We start from the raw sequence: 19,788 nt of genomic DNA, 5'->3' as shown, positions 1-19,788 counted from the left end.
CATTCCCGCACAGAAACTGCGCGGCTGCGCCTCTCACACCCGGCGCCAAACGCGTCTATCTTCCGGCTGACATCGACCGGAGATCCCATGCGACAGAACACCCATGACCGTTACGGAAGCGTCGCCCGCAGCCTGCACTGGCTGACCGCGCTGATCATCCTGACAAATATCGGCCTTGGCCTTCTGGCGAATCGTCTGTCGATGGAGGCGCTGGAGACCAAGATCCTGCTGTTTTCGCTGCACAAGACGCTGGGGGTCATGGCATTCGCCGTCGCGCTGACCCGGATCCTGTGGGCGCTGACCCAGACGCGCCCGGCGCCGCTGCATCCCGAACGCCGGGCCGAAACCTTTCTGGCCGAGACCGTTCATTGGGTTCTTTATGCCGCGATGCTGATGGTGCCCCTGACGGGCTGGATCGAACATGCAGCAACCGAAGGTTTCGCGCCGATCCTGTGGCCCTTCGGGCAGAACCTGCCACTGGTCCCGAAATCCCCCGATTTCGCCGAAGCGATGGCCCAGGTGCATCACGTCTTTGCCTGGATGCTGATGGGCGCGGTGGCGCTGCATGTCGCCGGGGCGCTGAAACATGCGGTGATCGACCGCGACAGCGTTCTTGCGCGGATGCTGCGCGGGGCGCCTGCGGGCAAGCCCCTGCAACAGCGTCACCTGCGACCCGCGCTGGCCGCGGTGGCGGTCTTTGCGGCCGGAACCGCCTTTGCCATTGCCCCGCGCGATCACGATCCGCAACCGGCAGCCGCCTTGGAACAGGCGGCGTCCGGATGGCAGGTGCAGGACGGCACGCTTGGCTTTTCGGTCGTCCAGATGGGCGCAGCGGTCGAGGGCGGTTTTTCGGACTGGACCGCCGCCATCGAATTCGATCCCGACAGCGGCACCGGCCATGTCGATGTCACGATCAACATGGCTTCGGTGACCATCGGCACCGTCACCGATCAGGCGAAGGGTGCCGAATTCTTTGATGTGGCCCAGCACCCGACCGCGACCTATTCTGCCGATATTCGCCCAGAGGGGGACGGCTTTGTCGCCGAAGGACCGCTGGACCTGAAGGGGCAACAGGTGCCGGTCACCTTGTCCTTCACGCTGGATATCGCCCAGGGCACCGCCAGAATGTCGGGCCAGGCACAGATGGATCGCCGCGACTGGAATATCGGCCAGGGCTATGACAACGAATCCTCGGTCGGGTTTCCGGTGCAGTTGCAGGTCGATCTGACCGCGACACGCTGACGCGATTGTGCGCCTATACGCAGCCATTGTTCGCCGGTCGCCAATTGCAATCCCGCCCCCCTTCCCCGAACTATCCCCCTGCAACCACGGAGAATTCCATGTTCAAGACCGCAGCACTGACCACCGCCTTCGCCCTTGCCGCAAGCGCCGCACTGGCCGAACCGGTGACCTACGATTTTGACACGTCGCACAGCCAGATCGTGTTCGACTACAATCATCTGGGTTTCTCGACCACGACCGGCATGTTCAGCGGCATCACCGGCAAGATCGCCTTTGACGCCGAAGATCCGGCCAATTCCTCGGTCGAGGCAAGCTTTCCGATCGCCTCGCTGATGACGGGCGACGAGGGCCGCGACAAGCACTTCCTGTCGGCTGATTTCTTCGGCAGCGACGCCGCCGCCCCGGAAGTGACCTTCGTGTCGACCGGGATCGAGGTGACGGGCGACAACACCGCGCTGATCACCGGCGACCTGACGCTGAACGGCGTGACCAAGGAAACCGTGCTGGACACGACCCTGAACCAGCAAGGCAACCACCCGATGCAGAACAAGCCCTGGATGGGCTTTGACGCGACCACCACGCTGCTGCGCAGCGACTTCAACCTGGGCATGTTCGCACCCGCCGTCGGCGACGAGGTCGAGGTGAAGATCTCTGTCGAGGCGATGGCCAGCGACGAGTGATCGCGACCTGACTGCCGGAACCCGGAATGCCCGCGAGATGATCGCGGGCATTCTTCGTTCAGGCGGCCCGCAGCCGCAGGCGCGGCAGCGACAACAGCGCCGACACCCAGGCCAGCGCGGCACATAGCGCGATCGCCGCAACCATCGTGGCCGAACTGTTATCCATGAACGGCCCCGTCACCGCGATCATCAGCCCGCCGGTCAGCATCTGGATCGTGCCGCCAAGCGAGGATGCAAGCCCGGCAATATCGGGATGCGGGTCAAGGGCCATCACCATGGTCGTCGGCATGACCAGACCCAGACAGGCATTGGCCATGAAGATGCCCGCAATCACCACCGGCAGCGCATCAACCCCGGCCCAGACGACCAGCGTGGTCATCAATGCCAGCCCGGCAAAGCCCGTGATCGCCAGCGAGATCACCCGCTCCATCCCGAATTTCTCGGCCAGCGGACCGGCCAGTTGCGAGGCGGAAAAGAACCCGACCGCATTGATGGCGAAAGCGATGGAAAAGCCCGTGGGGCTAAGCCCGTACTGGCTGGTATAGACAAAGCTGGCGGTGGACAGGAACACGAAGAAACTGGCGATGCCAAAGCCGCCGATCATGGTCAGCCCCATGAACCGCCTGTCGGTCAGCAGCCTGCGCGCGCCGGCCGCCATCTCGGCCAGGCGCACCGGACGCCGACGATCGGGGTCCAGCGTTTCGGGCAGCACGAACAGGATCAGGCCAAGGCTGATCAGCGCGGCCACCCCCAGAACGGCAAAGATTTCGCGCCAGTTGCCCCAGGCCATCACGATCGAACCGGTCAACGGCGCCAGCATCGGGGATACCGAAATGACGATCATGATCGCGGCCATCATCTTGGCGGCGGCCGGTCCGGTGGCCACGTCGCGGATGACAGCGCGCGGCACCACCATCAGCGTGGCCGCGCCAAGGCCCTGCACCGCACGCGCGGCAATCAGCCAGCCGATCGTCGGGGCCAGCGCGGCGGCGATGGTCGCGACCAGAAACACCACCACACCAATGACAAGCGGACGCTTGCGCCCGACGGCATCGGCCATCGGCCCATAAACCATCTGCGCGATGCCGAAGGTGATGAAATAGGATGTCAGCGTCAGCGCGGCCCCGGCCTCGGTCGTGCGCAGATCGGCGGCGACCTGCGGCAGCGCCGGCAGATACATGTCGACCGCGAAGGGGCCGACGGCGGAAAGCAAGCCCAGCAACAGGGCCATGCGGAACATGGGGTCACGCATCAGGGAAACCGGATTTAGAAACAGAAAAAGGCAGCGCCGAAATCGCGCCAAGGGATCAGAACCGCCGCCGTTGGCAGAATATGCCACAAAACGCGCCGTGCCACAACCGACCCATGGGTGCTTGATGCCGGGCGGGGCTGCCGCTATCTGGCCGGGTCATGGCCAAGCTGTATTTCCACTATTCCACCATGAACGCGGGCAAAAGCACGCTGCTGCTGCAGGCGTCCTATAATTACCGCGAACGTGGCATGGGGACGCTGCTGCTGACCGCCTCGCTGGACAATCGCGCGGGCGCGGGCCGGATTGCCAGCCGCATCGGCATCGACGACGAGGCGCTGACCTTCGAGACCGCGACCGACCTGTTCGCGCTGATCCGCGATCACGGCGGCGACTGCGCCTGCATATTCATCGACGAGGCGCAGTTCCTGACCGCCGAACAGGTCTGGCAATTGGCCCGTGTCGCGGACGACCTGAACATTCCGGTCATGTGCTATGGCCTGCGCGTCGATTTCCGGGGCGAGCTGTTTCCCGGCTCGGCCGCGCTGCTGGCGTTGGCCGATGACATGCGCGAGGTCCGCACGATCTGTCATTGCGGTCGCAAGGCCACCATGGTCATTCGCCGCGACGAACAGGGCCGCGCCATCACCGAAGGGGCACAGGTTCAGGTCGGCGGCAATGAAACCTATGTGTCGCTGTGCCGCCGCCACTGGCGCGAGGCGACCGGCAACTGAGCCTTGCCGAAGCCCCCCTTCCCTGCCAAGCTGCTGGAAGGGAGAGGGAAATGGACGGGAACACGAAACCCCGCAAAAAGCTGGACGCGGCCGAGATGGGTGTCATCGCGCATCTGTACCGGGGCGAGGTCTATCGCTCGACCATCTGGCGGACGCGGCTGGACACGACGACGAACTGGTCGGTCGTGACCCTTGGCGTTGCGCTGTCGATCACCTTTTCCTCGCCCCAGGCATCGCCGCTGCCACTGGTGCTTGTGGGCATCCTGATCATCTTCTTCCTGATGCTGGAGGCGCGGCGCTATCGCTATTTCAACGTCTGGCGGGCGCGGTGCCGCTGGTTGGAACTGCATTTCATGGCGCCGATGCTGAAGGAGGGCGATCTGCATCTGGAAGAATGCTGGCAGGACACCCTGGCCGAGGATTACCTGCATCCCCGTTATCACGTCAGCCTGTGGACCGCGATCGGGCGGCGGATCCGGCGGAACTATTTCTGGATCCTGCTGATCCAGACGGTCGCCTATCTGGGCAAGCTGATCGTCCATCCCTACCCGATCCAGATCCCGGAACAATTGCTGCAACGTGCCTCGATCGGGCCGTTTCCGGGCTGGCTGGTCCTGACGGTCGGGCTGGTCTATTGCACCAGTTGGGGCATCATCGCCTATCTCAGCGGGCGTGCCGATGCGGCCCGCGCACGCCATCATGGCAGCCAGACGGGCATGGGCTGAAAAACCCGCCGCAATCCGATCAAATTCGCGATGACTGCCGCCGCTGTCGCGTTGCGGGAAAAACACCCTTGCTGTAACCATCGGGGCAAGAACAGGCAAAGGAACTCTCATGCGCGCTTTTCTGCTGCGGCTGGCCGCGATCATGTGTCTGACGACCCCGGCGGCGCAGGCATTCGACACCAATGCCCGGGCGGCATGGGTCTATGACGTGGCCACCGGCACCGTCCTGATGGAAAAGAACGCGGATGAGGCGCTGCCCCCCGCGTCGATGTCGAAACTGATGACCGTCTATATGTTGTTCGAGGCCCTGCATGAAGGGCGCGTCCAGATGGATACGCGCCTGCCCGTGTCCACGAAGGCACGGCAGATGGGCGGCTCGACCATGTTCCTGAACGAACAGGACCGCCCCACCGTCGAAGAACTGATCAAGGGCATCATCGTGCTGTCGGGCAATGACGCCTGCGTGGTCGTGGCCGAGGGGCTGTCGGGTACCGAAGATGCCTTTGCCCGCCAGATGACCGCCAAGGGCAAGGAACTGGGCCTGACCAATTCGACCTTCGCCAATGCCTCGGGCTGGCCCGACCCGCGCCACCGGATGAGCGCGCATGATCTGGGCGTCCTTGCCCGGCATCTGGTCGAGGATTTCCCCGAACTCTACAAGAATTTCGCGATCACCGAATTTCCCTTCGACAACCGTGCGCCCTCGAACCGGTTCAACCGCAACCCGTTGCTGGGGCTGGGGATCGGCGCCGATGGTCTGAAGACCGGCCACACCCAAGAGGCGGGCTACGGGCTGGTCGGGTCGGCCAAGCAGGACGACCGCCGCGTGATCTTCGTCATCACCGGCCTTGACAGCGAAACCGCCCGCGCCGAGGAATCGGAACGCATCGTCAACTGGGCCTTTCGGCAGTTCACCATGCAGACGCTTGTTCCCGCAGGGGAAACCGTGGTCGAGGCCCCCGTCTGGCTGGGCACGCAGCCGCGTGTCGGCCTGACCACGACCGAAGGCGCGAATGTCCTGATCCCCGCCGGTGCGCAGGATCAGGTCAAGGTCGAGGCCGTCTACGAATCGCCCCTGCCCGCGCCGATTGCCAAGGGCGACCGTGTGGGCCAACTGGTCGTGACCGTCCCCGGCGCCAAGGATGCCGTCACCCCGCTGATCGCCACCGAGGACGTCCCTGAGGCCGGTTTTGCCGGGCGCATGAAGGGCGCGGTCATGCGGCTGGGCCACAAGGCGGTCGAAGCCGCGGGTCTGTAAGCGGCATGTTCATCAGCTTCGAGGGGGTAGACGGCTGCGGCAAGTCCACGCAGGCCCGGACATTGGCACAGGCGCTGCGCGATCAGGGTCGGCAGGTCGTCCTGACCCGCGAACCCGGTGGCAGCCCCGGCGCCGAGGAAATCCGACGCCTGCTGGTCGAGGGGGCGGGCGAACGCTGGTCCGCCGAAACCGAATGCCTGCTGTTCACCGCGGCCCGCCGCGATCACCTTGAACGCACGATCCGCCCCGCGCTGGATGCCGGGCAGACCGTGATCACCGACCGCTTTGCCGACAGCACCCGCGTCTATCAGGGCGCGGCACGCGGCACGCTGCGCGAAATGGTCGACCGCCTGCACGAACTGATGATCGGGGTCGAACCCGACCTGACTTTCGTCATCGACATCGATCCGGCGACCGCGCTTGCGCGTGGGCAGGCACGGGGCGGCAACGAGGATCGGTTCGAAAGCCTGGGGCTGGGATTTCAGGAAAAGCTCGCGCTTGGCTTTCGGGCATTGGCCCAGGAATATCCCGACCGGGTGCGCCTGATCGACGGCAGCGGATCGGTGCAGGATATCGCGGCGCGGATCAGGGCTGTGCTGTGAAGACCGATCCCGACGATATTCCCGAACCCGACCGCGTTCCCGGCGCCCCGCATCCACGGATGACCGGCCGGGTAATCGGCCATGATCCGGCGATCCGCGATTTCATCGACGCGGCACGCGGCGGCAGGCTGCATCATGCCTGGCTGCTTACAGGGCCGCGTGGCGTGGGCAAGGCAACGCTGGCCTGGTCGATTGCGCGCTGGCTGCTGTCGGGGGCCGACAGCGACGATCTTTCGGTGGCGGCCGATGACCCAACCGCCCGCCGCATCGCTGCCCTGTCGGAACCGCGCCTGCAGCTGATCCGCCGCCCGTGGGATGACAAGGCCAGCCGTCTGCGCGCCGAGATTACCGTCGATGAGGTGCGCAAGCTTCTGTCCTTCTTTCACCTCTCGGCCGCCGAGGGTGGTCGCCGCGTCGCGATCATCGACGCCGCGGACGAAATGAACGTCTCGGCCGCGAATGCGCTGTTGAAGGTGCTGGAAGAACCGCCTGCCGAAACGCTGATCCTGATGATCGCGCATCAACCCGCGCGCCTTCTGCCGACGATCCGGTCGCGCTGTCGGACGCTGCGGCTGAACCCGCTGCCGCCTGCGATGATGACGCGCGTGCTGGCCGATCTTGGCATAAACGAAGAGGCCGAGCCCCTTGCCGCGCTGTCCGACGGTTCGGTCGGCGAGGCGCTGCGCCTTGCCGGTCAGGACGGGCTGGCCCGCTATCAGCAGATCATCGACCTGTTTGCCACCCTGCCCCGCATGGACCGTCTGGCGGCAGCGAAGCTGGCCGATGGGGCGGCCGGTCGCGCGAATGCCGACGGCGATCCGTTCGACCTGACAGCGACCCTGCTGGATCGGTTCCTGACCCGCACCGCCCGGGCCGGGCTGATGGGCGCGCCCTTGCCACAGGCCGCGCAGGGGGAAGGCGCGCTGCTGGCGCGGCTGTCGCCCGACGATCTGTCGGCGCGGGTCTGGGCCGATGCACAGGCCCGGCTGTCGGCCCGCGCCCGCGCCGGCCGGGCGGTCAACCTTGACCCTGCCGCGCTGGTGATGGATATGCTGACCGAACTGGCGCATCTGCCGCCGGCGCAATCCGCCCTGCCAGCCAAAGGTTGATCCATGACCCAAGCGGCCCTTCCGCCGATTGTCGACAGCCATTGCCATCTGGACTTTCCCGATTTCGATGGCGAACACGACACCCTGATCGCCCGTGCCGCCGAGGCCGGTGTGACCCGGATGGTCACCATCTGCACCAAGCTGCGGCTTGAACCGCAGGTCCGTGCCCTGGCCGAAACGCATGAGAACGTCTTTTACGCCGCCGGCACCCACCCGATGAGCGTGGCAGACGAACCGATGGCGACGGTTGATGAACTGGTCGCGCTGGCCGCACATCCCAAATTCGTGGGCATCGGCGAAACCGGTCTGGATTACCACTATACCGCCGAAAGCGCGGCGCAGCAGCAGGAAAGCCTGCGCTTGCATATCGAGGCCGCGCGTCAGACCCGATTGCCCCTGATCATCCATGCCCGCGACGCCGATCAGGACATGGCCCGCATCCTGACCGAAGAATTCCGCGCCGGGGCCTATAGCTGCGTGATGCACTGCTTCAGCTCGGGGGCCGAACTGGCCAAGGCTGCACTGGACCTGGGATTCTACCTGTCCATGTCGGGGATCGCGGCGTTTCCCCGGTCCAAGGATCTGCGTGATATCTTCGCGACGGCGCCCGTCGATCGGATCCTTGTCGAAACCGACAGCCCCTATCTGGCGCCGCCGCCCCATCGCGGCAAGCGCAACGAACCGGCCTATGTGGCGAAAACCGCCGCCGTCGGGGCCGAACTGTTCGGCATGGACTATGCCGATTTCGCACGTCAGACGACCGAGAACTTTGATCGGCTGTTCTGGAAAGCCGCCACGGGTGCCGCGTGATCCGGGCGACGATCCTTGGCTGCGGTTCCTCGGGAGGGGTGCCACGGTTGGGCGATCGCTGGGGCGACTGCGACCCGACCAATCCCAGAAACCGGCGTCGCCGCTGTTCGCTGCTGGTCGAACGTGACGGGGCCGAAGGGACCACGCAGGTGCTGATCGACACCGGTCCCGATATGGTGCCGCAGCTTCTGGATGCGGGGGTCGGCACGCTGGACGCGGTGATCTATACCCATGCCCATGCCGATCATGTCCACGGCATCGACGATATCCGTCAGTTGGTCTACAACGCCCGGCGCAAGATGCAGGTCTGGGCGGACGAACCGACATCGCAGGCGCTGTCCGAACGTTTCGGCTATATCTTCGAAACCCCGGAAGGCAGCTTTTACCCGCCCATCGCGGATCTGAACCTGCTGGATGGGCCCGTGATCATCGGCGGGCCGGGCGGCGACATCACCTTTCACCCGTTCCGCGTCCAGCATGGCGAGATCACGGCACTGGGCTTTCGCATCGGCGGGCTGGTCTATCTGCCCGACGTGTCCGAGATCCCCGAGGCCGCATGGCCGCTGATCCGCGGGGCCGAGCTGTTCATCTGCGACGCGCTGCGCCCCGAACCCCATCCCAGCCATGCGCATATGGCGCTGGCACTGGAATGGCTTGATCGTGCGGGGACGCCTCGCGGCGTGCTGACCAATATGCATATCGACATGGATTACGATCAGGTCATGGCGCAGACGCCCGACCATATCGTGCCGGCCCATGACGGCATGCAGGTGACGGTATCGGCCGATGCCGATCTGAATGTCATGGCCCGCCTGTGAGCGCGCTGTTCACGATCATCGTCCCGGTCTTTCTGGTCATCGGCTTTGGTTATCTGGTCAGCTGGCGGGGATGGTTTTCGGAAAGCGCCGTCGATGGGCTGATGCGCTTTGCCCAGAATTTCGCGGTGCCGACGCTGTTATTTGCCTCGATGGCCCGGCTGAACCTGGGCAATGAATTTCGGGGCGCCCTGCTGCTGCCCTTTTATGCGGGTGCCTTTGCCAGCTATCTGGCGGGTTGGGCCGGGGCGAAATACCTCTTTGGGCGCCAACCACAGGATTGCGTGGCCATCGGGTTTGTCTGCCTGTTTTCCAACAGTCTGTTGCTGGGCATCCCGATCATGGAACGCGCCTATGGCGCCGAGGCGCTGGCCGGGAACTGGGCCATTCTGGCGATCCATTCCCCGACGATGTACACCTTTGGCATTACCGCCATGGAATTCACCCGCGCGCGCGGCACCGGCCAGTCGATCGGCCGTATTGCCCTGCGGGCGCTGACCGGTGTGCTGCGGACCCCGCTGGTGATCGGCATCCTGTGCGGGCTGGGGATGAACCTGCTGACCCATGCCGGGCTGGTCATGCCCGAGGCGTTCTGGGCGGCGGTCGACATGATCACCCGCGCGGCCCTGCCCGCCGCGCTGTTCGGCCTGGGCGGCATCCTTTACCGCTATCGCCCCGAAGGCGACATGGCGGCGATCGCGATGTGCTGCATGTGTTCGCTGTTCCTGCATCCGGCGATCACCTTCGGCATGGGCCATGTGACCGGGCTGGATAGCGCGGGGATGCGCTCGGCCGTGTTGACGGCCTCGATGGCGCCGGGGGTGAATGCCTATCTGTTCGCCAATATCTATGGCGCGGCGCGGCGGGTCGCGGCCTCGACCGTGCTGATCGCGACGATGGGGTCCATCCTGTCGATCTGGATGTGGCTGGCGATACTGCCCTAGATCGGAATGGCGTGACGCCCCAAGGGTGTTTCCAGCTGCGTTTCCTCATAGCCGAAATGCGACCGGATCGCGCGATCCAGCCGTTCGAAATCCGCGGCGCATTCCGAAAAGGACAACGAATCGGGGTTGCGTGCCAGTTTGGTTGCCGTCTGGCGCAGGCACTCGATCAGGTCATGGATCACCCGATGTTCGGCAATCAGCCGGTCCAGAACCGCCTGCACGGCATCGCTGGCATGTTCCGCGATGGCCGGAAACATCCACCGTTCCTCGATGTCGTGGTGATGCTGCAAAAGCGCGCAGTCCCGGCCACAGACCGTCCCGAACAGCGCCAGATTGCGCGTCAGCTGCATCCCTTCGACCGCAGTGGCCAGCCGGTCGCCGCCGGTCCCATCCACGCGCAGTTCGGCCAGAAGCGCGGCGACAGCATCCAGTTCGCCGCGATACATGTCATGGATCTGCGCCAGACGCCGGCCATGTGCGCGCTGCTGCGGGCTGAGGCCGGGATCAGGCGGCAGCTTGGGGCGTGCCGCCTCATCCTCCAGATCCGCCGGGGTCATCAATGGGGCGTGATCCCGCGAATACGCTCGGACCGGCGGCGCAGCAGTTCGACCGTGGTCAGAAGCGCGATCGAGAACAGCACCAGGATCGTCGCCACCGCCAGAATCGCCGGGCTGATCTGTTCACGGATGCCGTTCCACATCTGCCGCGGGATGGTCTGCTGATCGGGACCGGCGATGAACAGCACGGCCACCACCTCGTCGAACGAGGTCACGAAGGCGAACAGCGCACCCGAGATCACGCCCGGCAGGATCAGCGGCATGGTGACCCGGAAGAAGGTCGTGCGCGGATTGGCCCCAAGACTGGCCGCGGCACGGTTCAGCGATTGGTCAAAGCCCACCAGCGTCGCCGTCACGGTGATGATGACAAAGGGTATCCCCAACGTGGCATGGGCCAGGATGACGCCCAGATAGGTTCCGGCCAAACGTCCGCAATTCGTCGGCAGACCGATCAGGCCCAACAGTTCGCAGGGATTCGAATAGAAGAAGAACATCCCCGTCGCGGTGATGATCAGCGGCACGATCATCGGCGAGATCAGCGTCGCCATGATCGCCCGGCGGAAGGGCATTTCCGGCCGCGACAACCCCAACGCGGCCAGCGTGCCCAGCACCGTCGCCAGCACGGTCGAAAAGAAGCCGACGATAATCGAATTCTTGGCCGCGTTCACCCATTTCGCATTGGCCCAGGCATCGGCCCACCAACTGGCGTCGCGCGGCCCGTCGGGCGCGACCATGCCGAAGGTCAGCAGACTGTCATACCAGCGCATGCTGTAACCTTCGGGATCGAAGCTCAGCATCTTGTCGGTGAAGGTGAAATAAGGCTCGACGTTGAAGGACAGCGGAATGATCACCACGATCGGCGCGATCAGGAAGAAGAAGATTAGCCCGCACAGCACCAGATAGGCGTAATGCCACACGCGTTCCAGCGGACTTGCATAGGACGGAACAGCCATCTGCGATTACCCCAGCTTCAGATTGTCGATGCCCACGAGCCGGTCGTAGAGCCAGTAAAGAACCAGAACCGAAGCCAGCAGCAGCGCGGCCAGCGCGGCGGCCATCGACCAGTTCAGCGTGTCGGTCATATGCATGGCGATCATGTTCGAGATCAGCTGACCCGACGATCCCCCCACCAGCGCGGGCGTGATGTAATAGCCGACCGCAAGGATGAAAACCAACAGCGCCCCTGCCCCAAGCCCAGGCAGCGTCTGCGGGAAATAGATCCGGCGAAAGGCGGTCCAGCTGGTCGCGCCAAGGCTGCGGGCGGCGCGGACATAGGAAGGGTTGATCGTGCGCATCACCGAATACAGAGGCAGGATCATGAAGGGCAGCAGGATATGCGTCATCGCGATGATCGTGCCGGTCTGGTTATAGATCATCTGCAACCGCTGCCCGTCGCCGATCACGCCCAGCCAGACAAGGATGTCGTTGATCACGCCCTGCTGCTGCAACAGCACCATCCAGCTGGTCGTGCGGACCAGAAGCGAGGTCCAGAACGGCAGCAGCACAAGGATCATCAGCAGATTCGATTTCCGCATCGGCAGCGTCGCCAGCAGATGCGCGACCGGAAAGCCCAGAACGAAGGTTAGTCCGGTGATCAGCAGCGACAGCCAGAACGTCCGCATGAACAGCATCTGATAGACCTGCTGGCGTTCGGGGACCATCTCGATGCTGCCATCCTCGGCCCGCGTGCGGTCCAGCGAGGCCAGATAGAAATTTCCGGTATAGGGCGTCGAGGCATCGCGCATCGCCCCCCACAGCACCGGGTCGCCCCAATCCTCGTCGATGTCCAGCAGGGTTTCGCGATAGGGCGGCTCGATCCCGCGGCGGACCTTGCGCCCGGTCGAGGTGAACAGCGACCGCGTGCCGGGCACGTCGTAATTGATCCGGGTGCCCACGACCCCGATGCTGCGTTCTTCCGCCGAGGCCTGAAGATCAAGGGCCAGCGCGGTCCATGCGGCCTCGTCGATATCGGTGCCGCGCGGGTTTTCGGCGAACCATTGCGAGATCTGCGGCATATTGGCCGAGAACCCGTCATTGTGGAACGAGCGTTGCAGCATCTGCCCGATCGGCACCACGAAGGTGATCAGGATGAAGGCCAGCAGCGGCAGCACCAGCAGAAAGGCCCGGCGGCGCGCGCGGCCCTGACTGCGCGCAAGCGCACGGGCCAGCGGCTTGCCATCGGCAGTGGTCAGCGTTCCGTCACCCGCGCCCGAGGCGGTGGTGACACTGGCGGCATGTGGATCGGTCGCGTTCGCCATGATGTCCCCGGCAGTCGATGCGCCGCCCCCGCCATCATGGCGCGGGCGGCAGGTTCAGATCACGAGCCGGCAAGCCAGCTGTTGAAACGCTCGGTCAGTTCGGCGTCGTGATCGGCCCAGAATTCCGGGTCATCCATGACGGCGGTGGTCAGGTGATCCGGGTTGGTGGGCATATGCGGCGCCATTTCGGTTTCGCCATCCTGATACATGCCGACCAGATCGGCCGAGGATTTGCGTGCCGGACCATAGGCGATGTATTTCGCCTGATCCGCCAGCCGCTGCGTGTCGGTGGCGAATTTCAGGTATTCCATCGCGGCTTCGGGATTGGGCGCATCCTTCGGGATCACGAACATGTCCATGTCCATGTACTGCCCGTCCCAGATGATCTCGAACGGTTTGCCCTCGCCGACCATCGCGTCGAAGAAGCGGCCGTTGTACCCGGTCGCCATGGTGACTTCGCCATCGGCCAGCAATTGCACCGGCTGCGCCCCGGCTTCCCACCAGACGACATCGTTCTTGATGGTGTCCAGCTTGGCAAAAGCCTGCTCGACACCCTCATCCGAACCCAGCTTGTCATAGATGTCATCGGCGGCGACACCATCGGCGATCAGCGCCAGATACAGGGTGCGCTTGGGGTTTTTGGGCAGGCCCCGCTTGCCGGGGAATTTCTCAAGGTCAAAGAAGTCGGCGGCGGTTGCCGGGGCATCGCCTTCGAACTTGCTGTTGTCAAAGGCGATGACCGTGCCCCAGAAGATATTCGCCACGGCGCAATCCAGCAGCGCCCCGTCGATAAAGTCATCCGCCGCAGCCGTGCCATCGGGCGCGGCGGGCAACGCGGCCGGGTCGATTTCCATCAACGCGCCCTCGTCGCACAGGCGGATCGCGTCGCTGACCTCGATGTCGAACACATCGCCGGTGACATTGCCCGCCTCGACCTGCGCCTTCAGCGGCGTGGCGGGGTTGTCGGCGGCGATCATGTTGACCTTGGTTCCGGTCATCTCGGCGAAGGGCTTGTTATAGGCTTCGACCTGCGACATCTCGTAGGCGCCGCCCCAGGACACGACATTCACTTCGCCTTCGGCCATCGCGGCGCTGGCAAAGCCGACCAGTGCGGTCGTCAAGGCTAGGGTCTTTTTCATGTTCTCTCCCGTTGGTTCATGCGGCCGTTTTCGACCGTCGTGATTGCCCCGTTTCGGGGCCGGCAGGCCAGGTTGTCCCGGCCCGCCGTCTTTCCATCAGCTGGCCAGCCAGCTGTTGAAACGCTCGTTCAGCTCGGCGTCGTGATCGACCCAGAAATCCAGATCCGAGCCAAGCGCATTCTGCATGTTCGCCTCGGTCGTGGGCAGGTTCGGACCCATCGGCTGATCGGTGCCCTCGATATTGCCGACCAGCGCGGCGGCCGATTTGCGCGGCGGGCCATAGCTGATGAATTCGGCGGCACGGGCCTGCGGCGCGGGCGAGGTGGAATAAGTCACAAATTCCAGCGCCTCTTCCAGATTCGGCGCGCCCTTCGGGATGACCCAGCCTTCCATCTCATAGATCTGACCGTCCCAGATGATCTTGAACGGCTTGCCCTCGCCCTGTGCGGCGTTGAAGATCCGGCCGTTGAAGGCATAGGCCATGCTGACTTCGCCATCGGCCAGCAGTTGCGGCGGCTGGGCGCCGGCCTCCCACCAGATCACGTCGTCCTTGATCTCTTCCAGCTTGGCAAATGCCTGATCGACGCCCTCGTCGGTGCCCAGCACCTCATAGACCTGATCGGCGGGCACGCCATCGGCCATCAGTGCCAGTTCAAGATTGAACTTGGCGCCCTTGCGCATGGTGCGCTTGCCCGGAAAGGCTTCCAGATCGAAGAAATCTGCCGGGCTGGCGGGTTTGGCATCCGAAAACTGGGCGTCGTCATAGGCCAGCACCATCGAATAGACATCGGTCCCGACAAAGCATTCGGTGATCGCACCGTCGATGAAATCCTCTTCGGCGGCCACACCATCCGCGGTCGGGGCCAGAATCGCCGGGTCGATCAGTTCCAGCAGGCCTTCGTCGCACAGCCGCACCGCGTCGGCATATTCGACCGAAGCCACATCGGCCGAGACATTGCCGGCCTCGACCATGGCCTTGATCGGGGTCGCCGGGTTGTCGGCATCGGCCATGACGACCTTGGTGCCGGTCTCGGCCTCGAAGGGCTTGGCATAGGCTTCCAGATGGCTGTTGCCATAGGCCCCGCCCCAGGACAGCAGATTCACATCCGCCAGCGCGGGCCCCGCGATCAGGGACATTGCGGTGGTCAGGAATAATGCGTTCTTCATGATGGCTCCGTTACAAGGATCATACGCGGCGCGATGGCCATGGTCTTTGGCCCTTCCGGGCCGGATCGGGCCACGCGCCGGGCGCGGCCCGGTATCGGATCAGATCGGGTCCAGCGCCCGCGCGTCCGCAGGGTGCCAGCCGACCTTGATCGTCTGCCCCGGTGTCAGCTGCGTCTGCCCGATCGTGTTGCGCATCTTCATGACGAAATCGTCCGAACCCGCGACCGACAGCCGCGCGCGCAGGATATCGCCCATATAGATGACCTCGATCACCCTGGCGTCGATCATATGGGCGCCGGGGGGCATCATCTCGGGCTTGAATTCAACGCGTTCGGGCCGGATCGAGACAAGCGTTGGCTGACCGGTCTGGGCGACATTCACCGGGGTCGCGTCGATCAGTTCGCCCGTATGCAGGCGCACCAGCGCCTTGTCGCCGTCCAATTGTTCGATCGTGCCGGGCAGTTTGTTGTTTTCGCCGATGAACTGCGCCACGAAGCTGTTTTCGGGCCGCTCATACAGATCGGCGGGTGCGGCCAGCTGCTGAATGCGGCCATCGTTGAACACGGCCACGCGATCCGACATGGTCAGCGCCTCGCCCTGATCATGGGTCACATAGACGACCGTGATCCCCAGCTTTTCATGCAGATGCTTGATTTCAAACTGCATATGTTCGCGAAGCTGCTTGTCCAGCGCACCAAGCGGTTCGTCCATCAGCACCAGTTGGGGATCAAACACCAATGCCCGCGCCAGGGCGATCCGCTGTTGCTGGCCGCCCGACAGCTGGGCGGGACGGCGGCTGGCAAAGGCGCCCATCTGCACCATGTCCAACGCCCGCTTGATCCGGCTTTCGCGTTCGGCCTTGTCCATGCCGCGCACTTCCAGCGGGAAGGACAGATTTTCGCCAACGGTCATATGCGGGAAAAGGGCATAGTTCTGAAACACCATGCCGATGCCGCGTTTATGAGGCGGGACCTGATTGATCGGGCGCCCGTCCAGACGGATTTCGCCGTGGGTCGCGGTTTCGAAACCGGCCAGCATCATCAGGCAGGTCGTCTTGCCGGACCCTGACGGGCCCAGCATCGTCAGGAACTCGCCCTTGCCGATAGAAAGATTCAGGTCTTTGACGACAAGCGTTTGTCCGTCATAGCTTTTTTGCACATGTTCAAAGGCGACAAAAGCGTCGCCTGTGCGTTGGTCCAGCAATGGGCGCTCTCCCTGATATGGTTTGTTTGTTCAGCGCAGGGCAACGTTAAGCGCCCAGGGAAAGACTTGGCAACACCGTTTGCGACATTTCTTGGTCGGGTTCTGGCAAGGCATGAAAACCCTGACAGCGCCCGCAGAAAGGCAGCCGCAAAGCGCTGACAGTGCTGGTTTTTTCAGCGCGCCCCGATTACGCGTCGGCGCAGATCAGGGCGGCAACGCCCGCCGCGACACGCCGGTCCTGCTGGCTTTCGGGACCAGTGGCCCAAGGCCGGAATCGCAGCCGGAAGGCCGCAAGCCGATCGGCGGCGGCGCAGTCTGGATAACCGATCCTGTCAAGACTGCCGCGAAAATCGGCATCCTCGGCACAGGCGGAAGGCAGCGCCAAACCCTGACGCGCCAGCCGTTCCCAGTCAAAGCGTGGGCCGGGGTCCGATTTGCGATCGGGCGCCATGTCGGAATGGCCGATGACGGCCTTTGCCGGGATCGACCAGCGGGCCATGATGTCGCCCAGCAGGGCGCATAGCGCATCCATCTGTGCCGCCGCGAAGGGCCTGTCGCCGGGATTGGCCAGTTCGATGCCGATGCTGCGGGAATTCACGTCGTCACGGCCCCGCCATGACCCGGCGCCTGCATGCCAGGCGCGACGATCTTCGGGGACAAGAGCCTCGGCCCTGCCCTGTTCGTCGATCAGCCAATGGGCGCTGACCTCGGCCTGCGGATCGCACAGGCGCGCCCGTGCCAGCGCGGCGCTGGCCATCGCGGTATAGTGGATCACGATCAGCTGTGGCCGCTGACCGCGCCGATCCCCGTGATTTGGGCTGACCGGCGGCTGGCTCAAAGCTGTGATTGACGGAACGGCGCAGGGTCCCAGCCGCAGACGAACCCATCGCCATCCGGGTCCATGCCGCGCGAATCGGTTTCGGGACCACCGGCGGCCAGAAAGGCGGTCTGCGCGGCGCTGGGGGTGGCGAATCCGGCGCAGACACGGGTGGCCGTGGCTGCGGATGCGCCGTTGCGGGCATAGATCTTGGTGCCCGGCGCATGCTGCGCGGCAAAGGCATAGCGAACCAGAACCGGGGTCGATCCCGGATAGGGGCCGCTTGTCGTGACCGGCGCGGCAATGGCCGCAGGCGCGGCAGCCGCCGCGGGGGCAGCAACCGCGGCCTTGCGGCGAACGCCCATGGTCGCGGGCACCGGCACCGGATCCTGCCCGGCGATCTGGGCCGGGGTCGGCGCCTCGGCAGGCAGGGCGATGGGGATGGTGGCGGGCGGTTCGTCCCCGGACACCAGGGCCGCCTCGCGGGCGACGCGATATTCACCATAGGCATTCGACCCGAACTGATAATTCGGGTTATAGCCCAGATGTTCGCCACAGCCGGCAAGTGCCAGCACCGAAATCACCACCCAGCTGCGCATCACGCCCTCGCCATCTGCATTCTTGTCTGGAACCCTACCACCAGCGTTCCGGCTTGGCTACAAAGCCCGCAGCCTTTTCAAGAACAAGCGCCTGATTCAGCAGATCGCCTTCCTCGAACGGGCGGCCAATCAGTTGCAGTCCCAGCGGCAGGCCGGACTTGTCCTGCCCTACGGGCACGGAAATCCCCGGCAGACCGGCAAGGTTCAGCGTCACGGTGAACACGTCCTGCAGATACATCTGTACCGGATCGGCCTGATCCATCGCCCCCAGCGCGAAGGCGGGCGACGGCGTGGTCGGCGCAAGGATCGCGTCGATGCCGTCGGCATAGGCGTTTTCGAAATCGCGCTTGATCAGGGTGCGGACCTTGCGGGCGCGGTTGTAATAGGCGTCGTAGAAGCCCGCCGACAGCACATAGGTGCCGATCATGATGCGGCGCTGCACCTCGGGGCCAAAGCCTTCGGCGCGGGTCTTTTCATACATCTCGACGATGCCGTCCCCCTGGCCCAACTTGGCGCGGCGGCCATAGCGCACCCCGTCATAGCGTGCCAGGTTCGACGAGGCCTCGGCCGGGGCGATCACGTAATAGGCGGGCAGCGCGTATTTCGTGTGCGGCAGGCTGATATCGACGATCTCGGCGCCCGCGTCGCGCAGCATGTCGGCACCCTTGTCCCACAACGCGGCAATATCGTCGGGCATGCCGTCGATGCGGTATTCGCGCGGTATGCCGATCTTCTTGCCGCGGATGTCACCGGTCAGCAGCGATTCGTAATCGGGCACGGGCAGGTCGGCACTGGTCGAATCCTGCGGATCGACAGAGGCCATCGCGCCCAGCATGATCGCGGCGTCGCGCACGGTCTTGGTCATCGGGCCCGCCTGATCCAGCGAGCTGGCATAGGCGATCACGCCCCAGCGGCTGACACGGCCATAGGTCGGACGCAGGCCGACGGTGCCGGTGAAGGCGGCAGGCTGACGGATCGAGCCGCCGGTATCGGTGCCGGTCGCCCCAAGGCAAAGATCGGCGGCGACGGCGGCAGCCGATCCGCCCGACGACCCGCCCGGCGTCAGCTTCTGACCATCCGCGCCCTGCCATGGGTTCACGGCCGGGCCATAGCAGCTGGCCTCGTTGGTCGAACCCATGGCGAACTCATCCTGGTTCAGCTTGCCCAGCATGACCGCACCCGCGTTCCACAGGTTCTGCGTGACCGTCGATTCATATTCCGGCACGAAACCGTCCAGGATCTTGCTGGCGGCCTGGCTGGGGACGCCCTGGACGCAGAACACATCCTTGATGCCCACCGGGATGCCGGTCATCGCGCTTGCCTGACCGTCCTTGATCCGCTGATCGGCGGCGGCGGCCATGGCACGTGCCTTGTCGGGGGTGCCATGCACGAAGGCATTCAGCGCCCCTGCCCCCTCGATCGCGCCCAGACAGGCCTCGGTCAGCTCGACCGAGGTTACATCGCCCTTGGCCAGCGCATCGCGGGCCTCGGTGATCGTCAGCTTGTTCAAATCGCTCATTCCACCACCTTCGGCACGGCAAAGAATCCCTCGCGCGCGTCGGGCGCGTTCGACAGGATCTTTTCGGGCATTCCGCCCGTGGTCACGGCATCCTCGCGCCGCTTCAGCCGCATCGGGATCACGCCCGTCATCGGTTCGACGCCCTCGACATCGACCTCGCCCAGCTGCTCCATGAATTGCAAGATGCCGCTCAGCTCGCGCGCCAGCGCGGGCAGCGCCTCATCTTCGACCGCGATCCGCGCGAGATGCGCGACCTTACGGGCCTCGTCTTCGGTGATCGACATGGCTTTTCCTTTCGTTCAGCGGCGGTTTACAAGTCTGTTCGCAAAGCCGCAAGAAGCCCGCCGATTTGGGCCGAAGG

General features: G+C 64.5%; 21 protein-coding genes. 10 read left to right on the top strand and 11 right to left on the bottom strand.

Going from position 1 to position 19,788, the window contains the following annotated elements:
- The first annotated feature begins 87 nt into the window (after positions 1–87).
- Positions 88–1,242: a cytochrome b/b6 domain-containing protein gene (locus BMX67_RS05060; protein ID WP_090733017.1), complete on the top strand. Its 1,155-nt coding sequence runs from the start codon at positions 88–90 to the stop codon at positions 1,240–1,242.
- A gap of 98 nt (positions 1,243–1,340) precedes the next feature.
- Complete coding sequence (locus BMX67_RS05055) at positions 1,341–1,922, top strand: YceI family protein (RefSeq protein WP_090733015.1); 582 nt, start codon at positions 1,341–1,343, stop codon at positions 1,920–1,922.
- A 58-nt stretch (positions 1,923–1,980) separates the two neighbouring features.
- Here BMX67_RS05055 and BMX67_RS05050 read toward each other — a convergent pair whose 3' ends face one another.
- Positions 1,981–3,174: a multidrug effflux MFS transporter gene (locus BMX67_RS05050; RefSeq protein ID WP_090733506.1), complete on the bottom strand. Its 1,194-nt coding sequence runs from the start codon at positions 3,172–3,174 to the stop codon at positions 1,981–1,983.
- A gap of 158 nt (positions 3,175–3,332) precedes the next feature.
- On the opposite strand from BMX67_RS05050, the gene BMX67_RS05045 reads away from it, so the two are divergent.
- The 8 genes from BMX67_RS05045 to BMX67_RS05010 all read left to right on the top strand — a co-directional run bounded on the left by BMX67_RS05045 (position 3,333) and on the right by BMX67_RS05010 (position 10,168).
- Entirely contained in the window at positions 3,333–3,905 is a 573-nt protein-coding gene (locus BMX67_RS05045) for a thymidine kinase (RefSeq protein WP_090733014.1), read from the top strand.
- A gap of 50 nt (positions 3,906–3,955) precedes the next feature.
- Positions 3,956–4,630 (top strand): DUF2270 domain-containing protein, encoded by a 675-nt coding sequence (locus tag BMX67_RS05040; protein ID WP_245739199.1) that lies wholly within the window; start codon positions 3,956–3,958, stop codon positions 4,628–4,630.
- A 109-nt stretch (positions 4,631–4,739) separates the two neighbouring features.
- Complete coding sequence (locus BMX67_RS05035) at positions 4,740–5,888, top strand: D-alanyl-D-alanine carboxypeptidase family protein (RefSeq protein ID WP_090733012.1); 1,149 nt, start codon at positions 4,740–4,742, stop codon at positions 5,886–5,888.
- A gap of 5 nt (positions 5,889–5,893) precedes the next feature.
- Entirely contained in the window at positions 5,894–6,490 is a 597-nt protein-coding gene (gene tmk, locus BMX67_RS05030) for a dTMP kinase (protein WP_090733011.1), read from the top strand.
- On the top strand, positions 6,487–7,599 hold the full coding sequence (locus tag BMX67_RS05025; protein WP_281249135.1) for a DNA polymerase III subunit delta': 1,113 nt from the start codon (positions 6,487–6,489) through the stop codon (positions 7,597–7,599). The genes tmk and BMX67_RS05025 overlap by 4 nt, the downstream gene beginning before the upstream one ends.
- A gap of 3 nt (positions 7,600–7,602) precedes the next feature.
- Complete coding sequence (locus tag BMX67_RS05020) at positions 7,603–8,409, top strand: TatD family hydrolase (protein WP_090733009.1); 807 nt, start codon at positions 7,603–7,605, stop codon at positions 8,407–8,409.
- A complete protein-coding gene (locus BMX67_RS05015) occupies positions 8,406–9,227 on the top strand; it encodes an MBL fold metallo-hydrolase (RefSeq protein WP_090733008.1) in 822 nt (273 codons plus the stop codon). Before BMX67_RS05020 ends, BMX67_RS05015 begins: the two co-directional genes overlap by 4 nt.
- A complete protein-coding gene (locus BMX67_RS05010; RefSeq protein ID WP_090733007.1) occupies positions 9,224–10,168 on the top strand; it encodes an AEC family transporter in 945 nt (314 codons plus the stop codon). The genes BMX67_RS05015 and BMX67_RS05010 overlap by 4 nt, the downstream gene beginning before the upstream one ends.
- Here the strand turns inward: BMX67_RS05010 and BMX67_RS05005 are convergent.
- From BMX67_RS05005 to gatC, 10 genes are all read right to left on the bottom strand, one after another.
- Positions 10,165–10,725, bottom strand: coding sequence for a hemerythrin domain-containing protein (locus tag BMX67_RS05005; protein WP_090733005.1), 561 nt, complete (start codon positions 10,723–10,725; stop codon positions 10,165–10,167). The two genes, BMX67_RS05010 and BMX67_RS05005, sit on opposite strands and share 4 nt — an antisense overlap.
- Positions 10,725–11,678, bottom strand: coding sequence for an ABC transporter permease (locus BMX67_RS05000; RefSeq protein ID WP_090733004.1), 954 nt, complete (start codon positions 11,676–11,678; stop codon positions 10,725–10,727). The genes BMX67_RS05005 and BMX67_RS05000 overlap by 1 nt, the downstream gene beginning before the upstream one ends.
- A gap of 6 nt (positions 11,679–11,684) precedes the next feature.
- Entirely contained in the window at positions 11,685–12,983 is a 1,299-nt protein-coding gene (locus tag BMX67_RS04995) for an ABC transporter permease (protein ID WP_090733002.1), read from the bottom strand.
- 59 nt (positions 12,984–13,042) lie between these two features.
- On the bottom strand, positions 13,043–14,122 hold the full coding sequence (locus BMX67_RS04990) for an ABC transporter substrate-binding protein (RefSeq protein WP_090733001.1): 1,080 nt from the start codon (positions 14,120–14,122) through the stop codon (positions 13,043–13,045).
- A 96-nt stretch (positions 14,123–14,218) separates the two neighbouring features.
- Positions 14,219–15,289 (bottom strand): ABC transporter substrate-binding protein, encoded by a 1,071-nt coding sequence (locus BMX67_RS04985; protein ID WP_090733000.1) that lies wholly within the window; start codon positions 15,287–15,289, stop codon positions 14,219–14,221.
- Positions 15,290–15,388: 99 nt separating this feature from the next.
- Entirely contained in the window at positions 15,389–16,492 is a 1,104-nt protein-coding gene (locus BMX67_RS04980) for an ABC transporter ATP-binding protein (RefSeq protein WP_090732998.1), read from the bottom strand.
- A 187-nt stretch (positions 16,493–16,679) separates the two neighbouring features.
- On the bottom strand, positions 16,680–17,330 hold the full coding sequence (locus BMX67_RS04975) for an N-acetylmuramoyl-L-alanine amidase (RefSeq protein WP_245739197.1): 651 nt from the start codon (positions 17,328–17,330) through the stop codon (positions 16,680–16,682).
- Positions 17,327–17,908 carry a hypothetical protein gene (locus BMX67_RS04970; protein ID WP_090732996.1) on the bottom strand — a complete coding sequence of 194 codons (582 nt, stop codon included), beginning with the start codon at positions 17,906–17,908 and terminating at the stop codon, positions 17,327–17,329. Before BMX67_RS04970 ends, BMX67_RS04975 begins: the two co-directional genes overlap by 4 nt.
- Positions 17,909–17,942: 34 nt before the next feature.
- Complete coding sequence (gene gatA, locus BMX67_RS04965) at positions 17,943–19,427, bottom strand: Asp-tRNA(Asn)/Glu-tRNA(Gln) amidotransferase subunit GatA (protein WP_090732994.1); 1,485 nt, start codon at positions 19,425–19,427, stop codon at positions 17,943–17,945.
- Entirely contained in the window at positions 19,424–19,711 is a 288-nt protein-coding gene (gatC, locus tag BMX67_RS04960) for an Asp-tRNA(Asn)/Glu-tRNA(Gln) amidotransferase subunit GatC (RefSeq protein ID WP_090733501.1), read from the bottom strand. Before gatC ends, gatA begins: the two co-directional genes overlap by 4 nt.
- Positions 19,712–19,788: the final 77 nt, after the last annotated feature.

The organism is Paracoccus homiensis, assembly GCF_900111675.1.
In the GTDB taxonomy this organism is placed as follows: domain Bacteria; phylum Pseudomonadota; class Alphaproteobacteria; order Rhodobacterales; family Rhodobacteraceae; genus Paracoccus; species Paracoccus homiensis.
The sequence above is the reverse complement of the archived record's forward strand: the minus strand, read 5'-3'. Positions and strand labels throughout refer to the sequence as shown.

What these genes read in the sequence shown, in the direction of transcription:
- BMX67_RS05020 (WP_090733009.1), top strand. Translation starts at nt 7,603, where the DNA reads ATGACCCAAGCGGCCCTTCCGCCGATTGTCGACAGCCATTGCCATCTG.
- BMX67_RS05050 (WP_090733506.1), bottom strand. Translation starts at nt 3,174, where the DNA reads ATGCGTGACCCCATGTTCCGCATGGCCCTGTTGCTGGGCTTGCTTTCC.
- tmk (WP_090733011.1), top strand. Translation starts at nt 5,894, where the DNA reads ATGTTCATCAGCTTCGAGGGGGTAGACGGCTGCGGCAAGTCCACGCAG.
- BMX67_RS04985 (WP_090733000.1), bottom strand. Translation starts at nt 15,289, where the DNA reads ATGAAGAACGCATTATTCCTGACCACCGCAATGTCCCTGATCGCGGGG.
- BMX67_RS05060 (WP_090733017.1), top strand. Translation starts at nt 88, where the DNA reads ATGCGACAGAACACCCATGACCGTTACGGAAGCGTCGCCCGCAGCCTG.
- BMX67_RS05055 (WP_090733015.1), top strand. Translation starts at nt 1,341, where the DNA reads ATGTTCAAGACCGCAGCACTGACCACCGCCTTCGCCCTTGCCGCAAGC.
- BMX67_RS04970 (WP_090732996.1), bottom strand. Translation starts at nt 17,908, where the DNA reads ATGCGCAGCTGGGTGGTGATTTCGGTGCTGGCACTTGCCGGCTGTGGC.
- BMX67_RS05000 (WP_090733004.1), bottom strand. Translation starts at nt 11,678, where the DNA reads ATGGCTGTTCCGTCCTATGCAAGTCCGCTGGAACGCGTGTGGCATTAC.
- BMX67_RS05040 (WP_245739199.1), top strand. Translation starts at nt 3,956, where the DNA reads ATGGACGGGAACACGAAACCCCGCAAAAAGCTGGACGCGGCCGAGATG.
- BMX67_RS05035 (WP_090733012.1), top strand. Translation starts at nt 4,740, where the DNA reads ATGCGCGCTTTTCTGCTGCGGCTGGCCGCGATCATGTGTCTGACGACC.
- BMX67_RS05045 (WP_090733014.1), top strand. Translation starts at nt 3,333, where the DNA reads ATGGCCAAGCTGTATTTCCACTATTCCACCATGAACGCGGGCAAAAGC.
- gatA (WP_090732994.1), bottom strand. Translation starts at nt 19,427, where the DNA reads ATGAGCGATTTGAACAAGCTGACGATCACCGAGGCCCGCGATGCGCTG.
- BMX67_RS04990 (WP_090733001.1), bottom strand. Translation starts at nt 14,122, where the DNA reads ATGAAAAAGACCCTAGCCTTGACGACCGCACTGGTCGGCTTTGCCAGC.
- gatC (WP_090733501.1), bottom strand. Translation starts at nt 19,711, where the DNA reads ATGTCGATCACCGAAGACGAGGCCCGTAAGGTCGCGCATCTCGCGCGG.
- BMX67_RS04995 (WP_090733002.1), bottom strand. Translation starts at nt 12,983, where the DNA reads ATGGCGAACGCGACCGATCCACATGCCGCCAGTGTCACCACCGCCTCG.
- BMX67_RS05005 (WP_090733005.1), bottom strand. Translation starts at nt 10,725, where the DNA reads ATGACCCCGGCGGATCTGGAGGATGAGGCGGCACGCCCCAAGCTGCCG.